Raw genomic sequence first — 13478 nt, 5'->3', positions numbered from 1 at the left:
CAAAAGTGGCTCCTTTACCCTAAGTACCTACGGTGGTGAGTTGGCAGAAAGCACTTGGTCAGACTCGGATAGTGGAGGTGGCAATAATAGCGGAGGTGGCAATGACACCTCTAACCCTCAAAATAATCAAGCAGATGTCACGATAGCTAGCCGTGCCTTTTTAGGAGCCTATACAGGCAATAATATTTATGGGTATACAGAGCATAATCTAAGCCGGTCATATTTCGAACAAAACCGTGGTGTTGCTTTGATTTGGCAGGGGGCAGGGGAGTATGGCTTTGAGATTGAGAAGCGAAATGGTCAAAGTCCTTGGCAATCATGTGGTAGTGGTGATGAAGGAAATTATAGCTCTCATTTCGAAATCACTAATAACTATGGTAATCCTCCCGATGAATATTTTTGGGGAGGCTGTAATTATAATGTTGGCGAAGCAATTACCGAAGTTAGGCTACGTCGAGGGGGAGGCAATTGGTTTGTTGTTGATGTGCCACTTATAGCACCGTTCTTGCCAAGAGCAGACTTAATTGTACAATCCACCGCGGACGCAGCAGGTAATACAACTACTATTCAATTGATTCAAATGTTAGGTACTGATGGTGTCGAGCTACAAGTAAATTCGGGCAAAGGGGGTTGGCAAAGTTTACCTGCAGAGCAAATCACCTTTAATAAAGGGCAAAATCGACTAGAAATAAAAGATCTGTTGCCCGACCAGTATTCCTTACGTTTGCGTTCAACTCGAAATGGTCAAGTTAGTAGCTGGGTCAATAAAAGCCGAAATTTTAGTATATTAGCCAATGTCCCATTAGGTAAACCAGCTCCATTACAATTCGACCCTGTATATTATGGTGGTTATAATGCTTCGTGGCAGCCAGTTTTTGGTGCCGTTAAATATCAATATGGTATCAGGGACTTAAAAAACAATTATTGGCAGAATGATAATATAACAACTACTGATACCTCGTTAACAGGTATAAATACCCTGCCGTCTGGGCGTTTTCAGATGCGTGTACGAGCCATTTCAGGCAATCAAGGATCAGAATGGCAATATAGTCAAGAAATTCAAGTAGTTGAACAACCAGGAATCGCTATCCCTGATTCCTTGTCTGTTGAGCCTTATACATCAATTGATAATGGCTTTTTACTTGCCGCTGGGTATACAAAAGATAAATATTATCGCCCCATAGAACAATATCGTTTTGAGGTTCAAGTAAATAATGGTGAATGGTTTTCTGCATCTTTTGGCAGAAATGCATCATTACGATTACATTGGAGCCACCCTATAGAGGGCCTAATTCTAGGTACGGATAACAAATTAAACAGTGGCTTATATCGTTTTAGAGTGAGAACAGAGGGCAAGTATGATCCTGAAGGTTACCATTCTGGTTGGAAGCTGAGTGAGTATTACCCCATTGGCAACAGTGTTAGTTCCGTTCCATCACCTTCAGTCATTAACACCCAAATTGATGGCGATAACTTTTATGTTTATTGGGACGCGGTACCTGATGCTAAAAACTATCAGGTGATAATAACTGATTCAAATTTCAAAGAAATGGTTAACCAAATCACCTCAAATTTACAAATCGATGTTACAAATTTACAAGACAGTAATTATAAAGTAAAAGTGAGGTCTATCGATGCACAAGGCAATTTATCTCAATTTAATGTAGTCCCTTTTACTATAGATGCTGTGCCCACGGTGGTTACTAATCTTACAACGCAATATTATTCGTCGGGTAGCAATCCCTTTATTGCTGTTAATTGGGACTCTACTGAAATCGATGTTCAGTATTACATAGAATACCGTTATAACAGTGGGCAATGGCAAGAGCTTTCTAATACAGCCAATAAAAGTAATCCGTTATTTCAACCACTCAGTGGTAACTATCAGTTTAGGGTTAAAGTTCGTTCTAACATAACCCGAAAATTTTCAGAGTGGGTTTCTAGCGGTGACATTTCAGTCACGAATGACAAAAATACCTTGTTAGCGCCTTCTTCAGTCACTGCTTCTCATGTGGTAAACGGTAGCAGTGAGCATATGAACATAAGCTGGCAAGTGGCTAATACATCACAAAATAATGGTGCAACGTACGAAATCCAAAAGCTTAATATCAATCATAATATTTGGGGCTTTGTAGCATCAACAAGTGCTATGTATGTTAACCTTAACGACACCACGCCGGGGTCGCATTTTTACCGCGTTAGAGCAAAAAAGGACGGCCTTGCTACACCTTTTATCACTATGGTTGCTCCGATTAGAGTATTAGAGCAATCAGGTGAAATTATTCCGCCTCATTCACTTACTGTTGTTTCTTATACTGGTAGTCGACCCTTCTTAAGTTTGTCTTGGCAATCTGCGTCGACAAATGGACAATATTATATCGAAAAACGCCTTAATAATGGCCCATGGCAGGAGTTTACTAATACTGCTAATTTTGGTACTGCGCTATTTGACCCAGAACCTAACACCTTTTACGAATTTAGAATTAAAACCAAAGAAACGCTAAATGGTGTGCAATACTTTTCTGCTTGGTCTGAAATTGTCTCATATGACTTGGTAAACATACCTCAAGCACCAGTATTAACCATTGAAAATATTGATAATGCGCAAGGCAATATCCGATTGTCTTGGCCATTGGCTGAACGCGTAGATAATTATCAATTATATCAATCAATTAGCCCAAGTTTTGTTCTTCAGCCAGAGGGTGTTTCAGGCGATGCATCGTCGCTTATAATCGCTAGACCTGAAGCTGGGAACTATCGTTTTAGAATTGACGCCTGTAATACCGCTGGTTGTACGCCATCATTGCCTATCGATATTACTGTTTCAACTGATTACACTTGGTCAAAACCTGCGGTCAATGTAGGAGAAGAAGTTCATCTACCTAACCTTGACTCATCTATAACCTATTGCGTTGCCGCACAAAACACTGACCTGCGCTTTAACAACACCAATCCAACTGTATTTTATACGGTAACAATAGGTGAAGTCTCAGATTGGCAATGTTACGACGCTGCTGATGCACATGTCAGTACTATTGTCGCCCCCATCACGGTGAATAAGCTTAGTGCGCCGCAAAGCTTAATGTCGGTGCAATAACTGATGCGGGCTAGCAATCTACAAAGCACAATTAGTGACGAAGGGCGCGATAAACAATGGCTTATGAATTACGGGGACTATATATGAACAGCAAGATCTTTAATTAAGCTGCATCATAAAAATCATAAAACAGTAATGGAATTTCATCTTTAATGCAGTCTCGCTGATAGGGAACAGTATGTTATTTAGAATTTTTTCGCGCGTTTTTTACGTAAAGTTAATCAGTTTGTTATTAATTTTGTTTTCAAGTTTATCCTTTTCTGCAGAGCACTCGATTACTGGTAGTTGGGCTTCTTCAGTGATAGGAAATGTGCACTCAACAAGTAATCCTAATTTTCAATTTACAGTAAAAGACTTACAAGAGGTCAATTTTTCCATCTCGGCAAATTTCACTTTGAATAGTTTCAGTCAAGGTCTACATGCTTACATTTTGAACGATAAAAGCGTTGTGATAAAAGAAATGCAGGCTCGTTCAAATCTGAATTTGTCAATTGATTTGCCTCAAGGCGAATATTCACTTGTTGTATCAACACTAGTCCCCGGTGATAGGGGAACATTTACCGTTATTACGCCAGATTTAGATATGTTAATTGCTAAACCATTATTAGTAGTTGAAAGTAATTGGGAAAGCTCGGCAGGACAAGATCCTTATTCTATAAGAAACCCTCAATATTCATTCAGCATACCTGAAACAAAGGTTGTACATTTTGAAGTTAAAGCTAAGTTTCCTTATTACAATAGAAATGGGCATGGCCTTCATGTTTATATATTGGATGACACTGGCAGCATAGTAAAAGAACCAGCAGCAGGAGCATCACCACAAAGTGTTACGGTAGAACGACACTTTTCAGTAGAATTATTACCAGGTGAATATACTTTTGTAATGGGTACAAATAAGCCCGGAGGTAACGGGGCTTTTAGTATTGCGACATATGACATTGAAAATGAATTTATTACTCAATTACCTTCTAAGACTGTTGGTAGCTGGTCAAGCTCTGCTGGACAAACTCCCTTCTCTGAAAATAATCCAACATTCTGGTTTGAACTTACTGAAGCGACTGAGCTTTCTATAAGGGTATATAACCGCTTTCAAACCCCGTCTTGGGGGAACCCCAATAGTTCCGGTAGTTATTTATACTTATTAACCCCTCACGGAGAAATTTTGGCTGAGCAGTTAATGACTGATGGTCACTTTTTTACTTTCCAAGCTTTACCGGGCGAATATTACTTAGCTGTGGGTACAGATAAAGAGTTCAGTAGAGGTTCATTTACGCTTGAAACGTTCAGTTTAGCAGGAGGTTCTTTTGAGAAATTAGATATTGACCCACCTAGTTGTATCAATTTGCCAGCCCGAGAATTACCTGGACAAAGTTTTGATATAAACTGGTGTGGTGTTTCGAACGCAACAAGTTATAAATTATATGAAAACAACACGTTATTTTCTGAGCATACTGAAACCACAGTGCAAAAAGTTAATGTTGAGGGTAAGTACGAATATGAATTAAGAGCTTGTAATAGTTCTGTTTGCGGTTTTCATTCAGAAAAATCAACCATTTTAGTTTTCCCACCAGCGCCAGAAGTACCAGTGGTTAAAACAGAGAAAAAGGGCAATCATTTTGATGTAACTTGGAACAACGTGGCTAATGCTGATCAATATAGGCTTGAAGTACAATTTGAAAATGGTGATTGGGAATATGTTGGTACTTATGAAGGTAATATTCAATCTGCTAGCTTTAGTGACTTAAATGTAGGGAATTATAAATATCGAATTGTTGCTTGTCAGGGCGATAATTGCGCCGAGCCGTCTTCCGTAACTGAGCAAAGCTCTATTGATTTAATTCATAAACCTGGACGCCATACATTAACTGCTTGGACTACTAACTCCGGTAAAATACGCCTATCGATAAACCCTCACCCTTCTTTCGGTACCATTAGTTTGTTTTATAGAAACAAGTATAGTTTGGGGAACGTATCAGGGGTAATTGAAAATATTCATTATGGTAATTACCAGTGGGTTGTCGCCGACCAACTGCCAGGTGGATATTATTCACTTGCGTCCAAAATGTGTAATTTTAATGGTTGTTCTCAGCTATCTTATTATGTTAATGCTGTGCAGCGGCCTGACCCAGTGACAAATATATTAGTGCAGGTTAACGGGCAAAATATTTCATTCAATTGGCAGCAACATGATACAGGACAACTAAATACCGTAGAATACAGCTATGAAGGAGGGCAGTACCAGCCTTATAGTGGAACCAAACAACAAACCTTCACGACACCTAACTTGCCTGCAGGCAGTTATAAATTTAAGGTATCAAGTTGTCTCGAAGATTGTAGTTACTCAGAAGAAACCAATACAATCGAATTCCTACCAACTCCAGTTACAATTACTAGTGACAATGTTCGTCTAGAAAAAATTAAAAACAGATTGGCATTTACATGGAAAGAATCAAACGCAGTGCAAGAGTATATTGTGGAGCTACAGCATAATGACGGTGCTTGGCAGCCTTTTCCCGCCATTAATTCTACCGCTGCAAATTTGACAGTGCATGATGTACAACAGACTGGAGATTATAGGTTCCGTGTTAAACCTTGCAATGTTAGTGGATGTAACAACTTTACTGAATCTAATACTGTCATCGTTGATGATATTCCTGATAACAACCTTGCTAGGCTCAGTTTTCCGTATCAAGTAGGCTCCCCGGAAGACGGTGCAATGGCTCTGCAAGTAAGTTGGCCAGACCTAAGCGACAACAGTTTTTATACAATTGAGTCAAACGTTACGGGGCAATGGCAAACTATTTATCAAGGTGAGAATGCTAGTTACGAAGATAGAAGCCTATGGTACGAAAGTTATGCATTTCAATATCGACTCACTAAATGTACCAATGAAGATATGCTCACTTGTGAAGTGCCAACACTGCTTGATTTTACTTATTCCCCAATAGTCGACTTTCCTATGTTGCAGGCAATTCAGAGGCCAGTTCTAAGTAAGTTGTCAGAGCTATACCATAAAAGCGGATGGGCATTTGATTTGAGTTGGTCTTCTATTAAACCGACTAGTTATAGAGTGTATTCCACCGAAGACAAATCGCTGACTAATGGTCCGGTTACAGATTCTTGGGCGTTAGATGTTTTTGGTGGCCTAGATGAAGTGATGCCTGTTATCGAATATAGATTTCGTAGCGTTTATTACCGTATTTTTGCCTGTGATATATATGGTATTTGTCAAAATATTCCTCAATCAATTACTGTGAATGTGCCCTTTGCGCCAGAAAATGTAATCCCTCAAAAAGATGAAAGAGGGGCTGTTGTTACTTGGTCTCCATTATTTGATTTAGATTGCTTTGCGGTTTCTAGAGATATTTATCTTCCAGGAGAATCCAATCCTTTCTCAACTGGGGTGTGGGGGTCTGGTCGCTTTGTCGATAGTTGGTCAATAGAAACTGCGGATCCAAGCACATGGATAGTGAAAGTCGGCTCAATGTTAAGAGATGAAGCTGGCAAGTGTGACTTTACAACCACCACGTATGGCGAAGAGTTTTCAATTGAATTCGACACGACAATAATACGACCTCCTTCTACATTTAAATTTGAAAAAGATGGAAGTGGGGGGTATCAATTTGTTTGGAGTATTGGTTTCGGGGCCTTAGGATATAAAATAGAGCGTTCAACTGACGAGCAGCTAACTTGGCAAGATGTAGGGTACTATCAAGCCATTAGTCAAGATCGCACTTACACACCGGTACTTAATCCACCTCCTGGTAACAATATCTATCGAATTAGAAGCTGTAAGAGTGAGTCTGATTGTGCACTTTTAAGTAAAACAGCTAAAGGTATCTATATAGGTGTTTTGCCTCAACCAACAAACGTATCGGCCAATATTGTAAATGAAAGGATTTATGTAAACTGGAGTAGACCTGATAATGAATTCTTAACTGGCTTTTCTGTCGGTTACATTGATGATTCTGGTACCAATTGGATATGGGGAGCAACATTGTCAGCTAGTACAATTAGCAATGATTTTGTTTTACAGCAGATTAAACCTCAAGCTGATGGCAAATATTATGTCTTTGTTAAAGCCATTTTCGAAGTTAATGGCAGCAAACAATATAGTGAGCCGTCTGTTGTTATTTTATCAGATGTAACGCCACCAATTGAATATGAATGGTCAAAATCACCAGTAAATATCGGCGAACAAGTGCAGTTAACTAATCTTGACTCGGCCATATCCTATTGCGTATCAACAGATGACAGTAACTTACGCTTTGATAACACAAGCCAAATTGTATTTTATGCTGTGACAACAGGTGAAGTGACAAATTGGCAATGTTATGACGCTACTGATGTGTTGGTCAGTAATATTGTAGCTGGCATTACGGTGAACAAGCTTAGTGCGCCACAAAACTTAATGTCGGAGCAATAGTTGATGAATTATAACAAGATACAAGCAAAATTAGTGACCGAAGGCCTTACCAAAAAGGAGTCGCTATCCAGCCGACGAAACAGGGTGTACCCCTCGTCAGAATTAAAAGCAGAAACAAGATTACAACCCCAATATAAACAGTCAGGGACGAACAAAATAATGAAAAGACAGATGAAAAGTATGTACACATGGACTCAATCGCTTTTTCTGGCAGGCAGTATGCTTTTTTCTAGTTTGTCTTTTGCTGGCACTAGCGATATTACGCTAACTTGGGACGTAGTCAGCCATGCGACTCACTACCAAATAGAAAAAGACGTCGACGGAGCTTGGGTAATACAAACAGACCAACCGATTTCCGGTAATCAAATCACTATTAACGACCTTGAATCGGGTGAGCAGAAGTTCAGAGTCAGTGGTTGTGTTGAAGAGCTTGACGTTGCTATTCATTGTGGTGATGCTGTCGCTGATTATGCAGAAGGGACATTTACTTTGCAGGATTTTTTGCAAAGGCGCGTTATTTTTATCCACACTGATTTATTAGGGTCGCCAGCGGCAGAGACACAAGGAGTATCACAATGAGAAATATATTCAGCACAACTAACTTTATTTGTAACAGGTTATCCATTCTTAAAGCTTGTCTAATAACGGGGTGTTTTCTGTCTGTTTTTTATGTGCAAGCAGAAGATTTTGAATTCGACTATACACTTGTCGAAAAAATGAAAAAATCGTATGAAGTGTCGCCGTTGAGTACAGATCTGTTAGGTGACAAAGTCGACCATGCCAGTGGGTTACTCAAATTTGACCAAGTTGACGTGTCTATTCCTGGAAATTCCTCACTGTCAGTAGAGTTTCGTCGTGAATACAATACCTTTGTAAGCCAATGGAGTGAAGAATATAAAACGGAGCTGGACTTAGGTGACTGGGCTATTAAGGTGCCAGAGATTGTATATGATGTGGCAACGAACCCTTTGCTAAGGCCAGATGGATATAACAATGGTCAACAATGTTCGGGTAACATACACCCTGATATCGTCAGTACCCTTGTCTTGCAACAGCCAACATTGTTTAATCTTGACAGCCGTGTGACTCATATCTCTCCTAGTATGTATACCAGTGGACCAAGAATAGATGTGCCTGGTTTTATCAGCGAACCGCTTCATAGTATTTGGAGGAAAGACTCGGTACCCTTGGGGTTAAAAGATTATGACCTATCGACCCAAAGTAAATGGCGTGCCAGTTGTACCGACTTAACCATCGGCTCGGGAGAGGGGTTTTTAGTCGAATCACCGCAAGGTGTAAAATATTATTTCGACGTACTTGAAGTGATTGTGAAACATCACCCGACAGAAGGGATAGGGACGATTGATGAACATCACTTTAAGGTGAGCCGCGTAGAAGATAGATTCGGCAATTGGGTTAAGTATGAATATGACTCTACAGGCAAACAGCTAAATAAGATTTCCAGTGATGATGCTCGTGTAATAGATATTGCCTATGTTGATGACAGAGTCAGTACAGTTACGGCTAATGACAGAGTTTGGACTTACGATTATACAGATGACAGTGCAAGAACACTCGAAAAGGTGACGTTGCCGGATAGTGTTAAGCATTGGGAGTACAATCTACGTAAATTTATGCGGGACGACCTGACTCAAAATTACTTTGATGAAACTTGGGGTTGCGATACCTCTATTTTGTATCCAGACAATGCAAATGTAAATGCCGCATCTTTAACCGTAAAACACCCGGAAGGCGTGACCGGGACCTTTAAGTTAGGGTGGCGTATTCATGGTAAGACAAATGTGCTCGCCCGTGGCTCTGAAGGGGCGCAGCGAATTTCACATACAAATAGTACCAATCTGCGTGTGAGTAATAGACGCTGCTCTTATATGATAAGCGTGGTCGAGAAAAACCTGTCTTCTGGCCAGTCCTGGGATTACGACTACTCGCAGAATCACGGCCGCTATGACCCAACTGAGGATCGTAGCGACTTTGAAGCTTTATTGGACACGGACAGACAAAGAGCCAACGAATTTTCTGAGGACTTACCCGCAATGCGTCTAGCGGGTACGTTACCCAGTAATATTTCTGATAGCGGGATTAATCACAAATGGACACAAGTGACTCAAGGAAATGGTGATTCAATCGTCTACTTTTACAATCGAGACACTAATAGTCTTAACTACCAAAAACTTGTTGCAGAGCAACATAGAGATTCAAGTGTACTCACTCAGCAAGTGCAGTACAGCTATCAACGCGGTACTCATATAAATCATGAGTTTATCGACGACACAGATGTAACTGTCCCGCCTGATGTGATTACAAAAGAAACCAAAACCATTTTGTACGACACAACCGATACAAGCATGAGCACACAATACATTCAGAACATTGCTGAATTTGACTCATATGATTCCCCGACATTAGTGCATCAATATTCTAATGTGACAGATGCTAAACATCGGTACATCAAACGAACATATGAGCACGACGCCGTCAATTGGGTGATAAACAAACCCAAGGAAGTCTTTTTATCTGAAACCGATACGTTTCCTACTATCCCAGTGTTGTCTTTTACTTATCATACAACGGGTGATTACGCGGGTAAAAATCTGCTTAACGAAGAGAAGCGTTTTAATACTTGGGTGAAACGTCATGTAAGTTACCATACGGATGGTAATGTACAAAAAACTGAATTTAATCAAAAACTACGAAGTTCGTTAAGCGCATTAGGCACAGCCAATCGTTACCGGGAAGCCACAGATTATTACCGCGGTATTCCACGCTTAGTAAGTTATCCAGCCAGATACACGGTTACAGGCAATGTCAGTCAAGCTCGGACTGTTGATGTCAACGGATGGGTAACGTCCATATCTGACTTTAACGAAAATACGACGAGATACGGCTATGACGTCCTTGGCAGAGTGAGCTATGTCGACTCGCCGTCGTCACTGTTGGATATTTGGGTATCTTGGCCGGACGAAGTGAGTCGAGCCGAAAGTAATCTTCCCCCTGTTCGAAAGTTACAACACTGTGATTTGAACAGTGGAAATTCGGCGTGTATAGCGGACTCGATTAAATTCGAGTCACAGGAATTTTATGACAATTTACTACGTTTGGTCACAATCACCAATACGGATGTTGCAGTGAGTCCTAATAAGACCCGAAAACAACGTTATCAGTACGACGAAAACAATAATAAAACATTCGAATCCTATTGGGTTGATGGTGATAGCGAAACTAGCTTAGGGACTAATTATCAATATGACAATCTGCAACGATTACGCAAAACGGTATTCATTGATAACACCTTTTCTAAGATTGATTACATCGCTGGAAATGGACAAAAAATTACAGCCCCTGAAGGTAATGTTACTACTACTTATTATTTAGCCTACAGTGCCCCCGCTTATGGGAAAATGCTGAAGATGGTCTCGAAGATTGATACAACGCATAACGTGACGACGACTCAAGATATCAATGTGTTTGGCGAAGTGCTTTCAATTACACAAACGGGTCCGGGTAAGTCAGGTGAACCAGATGTCTCCCATACCGAATACCGTTGGTATGATACCAATCACCATCTTTGTAAAGTTAGCCGTAAAGATGTGGGCGTCACAGTCATGACAAACAATGTGCTTGGGGAAGTGACTAAACAAGCACAAGGTGTTACCAGTGCGTTGCATACCAGTTGTGACGCCACCATTGCTACTAATGCCCCTCTCAATCTCTTCTATGATAACTTAGGTGGCCGGTGGAAAATGGATTTTGCAGACACAGCCAGCCCAGATGTGACTTACACTTTAGATGATAACGGCAATCTTAAAGCACTTGCATCAGGTGCCGTTAGCCATGCCTACAATTACGACAATGTGAATCTGCTAAAAGACGAAACCTTGATTGTAGATGGCAGACGTATTGCTCCAGAACCATCGGCTAAGTCTTTGGTTTATGACTACAATGACTTGGGCTATCTAAAGTCTTTAACCTATCCTGACGGCGATGTTATCCAATATGCGCCTAATGGCTTTGGTGAGCCTACTCAATCGGTACGAGGTGCAAGAACAGGCAGAGCGACTTTTGATTACGCCACAGGTGCCACCTATTATCCAACAGGCAACATTAATACTTTTGCTTACGGTAATGGTTTAGTCCATAAAACTCATCTCAACTCACGTAATGTGCCGCGAGAAATCAAAGATGCAAAAACTGGGTTAACAGCGCTGCACTATAGATATGAGTACGATAGCAATCTTAATATCACAAAATTACTGGATGAAGTTGATAATACTTTCAGTTTAGGTACCGATAATTCTCAAGGCCTTTTTTACGATGGGCTGGACCGGCTGACTGATACTCTAGGTGGCTCAGGCATAGGCAATAGCAGCATTAAATATGATGGTATTGGCAATATTACGGCCTATACCAACACAGGGCACCTCAGTGCGGGGAAAAACCGTGATTTAGATTATTCCTATGACACCAATAATCGCTTAGATGAAGTCCAGATGCCGGGTAGCACTCCCCTAAAAATAAGAGATATGGCCTACGATGACAGAGGGAATGTTACCGACAACTCTTTGTTAAACTTCAACTATAACCGTGCCAATCAAATGGTCAGTGCAGGAGCTGGCAAAACGTTTTTATATGATGGGCATAATCGCCGGGTGAGGAAAAAATCTGTTACAGATTCTGGGACTGAAACCAGCTACAGTCTATATAGTCAAAGCGGCATCTTGTTGTATCGTGAGACCAATGACGGTGTCATTAACTATATTTACTTGGGTAAAAAGTTAATTGCTAAAGATGGTTTTATTCCCGAAAACAGCAATAAACAGCACTATCGCCCATTTGGTGAAAGCATTGAAGGTGCGAAGGATGATGTCGGTTATACCGGGCATAAGTTTGATGCTGATTTAGGGTTGAGTTATATGCAGGCACGATACTATGATCCAGTTATAGGTCGTTTCTACTCGAATGATCCTGTTGGTTACACCGCTAAAAATCCAGTTATGTCGTTTAACCGATATATGTATGTTAATAACAATCCTTATAAGTACACAGACCCGAATGGTGAGTTTTTAGACATAATACTTGATGTTGGGTTTATTGCTTATGATCTGTATGACATGGCTACTAATGGTGTTAATGAAACAAATTCGGCATCACTTGCGGCCAATGTTGCTGGAGCACTTATTCCCGGAGCTACAGGATTAGGACTAGCAGCTAGAGCTGGGAAAAAGGTATGTTGTTTTGTTGCTGGCACTCAAGTTTTAACTGAAGATGGATATAAAAACATTGAAGACATAGAACTTGGTGAAAAACTTTGGGCTAAAAATGTAGAAACAGGAGAACAAGACTGGAAGCCAATAACTAAAATTTTCAACGAACCAGATCGTGGTATTTTTGAAATAAAGTTAAAAGGGGTTGACGATTTTGAACAAAGGATCGAAACAACCGATGATCATCCTTTTTACGTTGTTGGCGCAGGCTGGAAAACAACTATCGAGTTAAAAATTGGTGATCAAATCGAAACCGATGGAAATGATCCTATGGAAGTAGTGAGTGTTATTGACGAAAAGCGTCAAACTCTAACGTACAACTTTACAGTTGCAGACTTTCATACTTACTATGTGACTAAGAAAAACGTATTGGTTCATAATTGCCCAACAGGGTCTTATACTAATACTCATGCTTCAGGTAAAACCTACGATGGTAAAGGTGATCCTTCCAGAGCAGATGCTTCAGCTAAACGAATAGAAAAACAAACTGGTGACCCAGCGGTCAAAACAGAAACACGAACGGCTAGTTCAGATCGTGAATCATTCAAACAAGAATCTCGTAGTTTGGATGGTAACGGAGGGGCTGGCAGTGATTCCAATTATAATAAAATTGAATCTCCGGGGAAAAAGTATCGAAAGCAAGACGGTGAGAATTAATATTAAGCAGGCAATC

Annotated in this window: 4 protein-coding genes; all 4 read left to right on the top strand. The window is 40.4% G+C overall.

Features of this window, described 5'->3' with window-relative positions:
- The coding region (locus tag GARC_RS26890) for a fibronectin type III domain-containing protein (protein ID WP_039989511.1) at positions 1-3097 on the top strand (3097 nt) is incomplete at its 5' end.
- A gap of 178 nt (positions 3098-3275) precedes the next feature.
- Entirely contained in the window at positions 3276-7523 is a 4248-nt protein-coding gene (locus GARC_RS12575; RefSeq protein WP_007620571.1) for a fibronectin type III domain-containing protein, read from the top strand.
- A 159-nt stretch (positions 7524-7682) separates the two neighbouring features.
- Positions 7683-8102 carry a fibronectin type III domain-containing protein gene (locus GARC_RS12570; RefSeq protein ID WP_153810924.1) on the top strand — a complete coding sequence of 140 codons (420 nt, stop codon included), beginning with the start codon at positions 7683-7685 and terminating at the stop codon, positions 8100-8102.
- Positions 8099-13462 carry a polymorphic toxin-type HINT domain-containing protein gene (locus tag GARC_RS12565; protein WP_007620567.1) on the top strand — a complete coding sequence of 1788 codons (5364 nt, stop codon included), beginning with the start codon at positions 8099-8101 and terminating at the stop codon, positions 13460-13462. The genes GARC_RS12570 and GARC_RS12565 overlap by 4 nt, the downstream gene beginning before the upstream one ends.
- The last annotated feature ends 16 nt before the right edge of the window (positions 13463-13478 follow it).

It is taken from the genome of Paraglaciecola arctica BSs20135 (assembly GCF_000314995.1).
GTDB lineage: Bacteria > Pseudomonadota > Gammaproteobacteria > Enterobacterales > Alteromonadaceae > Paraglaciecola > Paraglaciecola arctica.
Note: the sequence above shows the minus strand (reverse complement) of the source record. Positions and strands in the feature narration are given on the sequence as shown.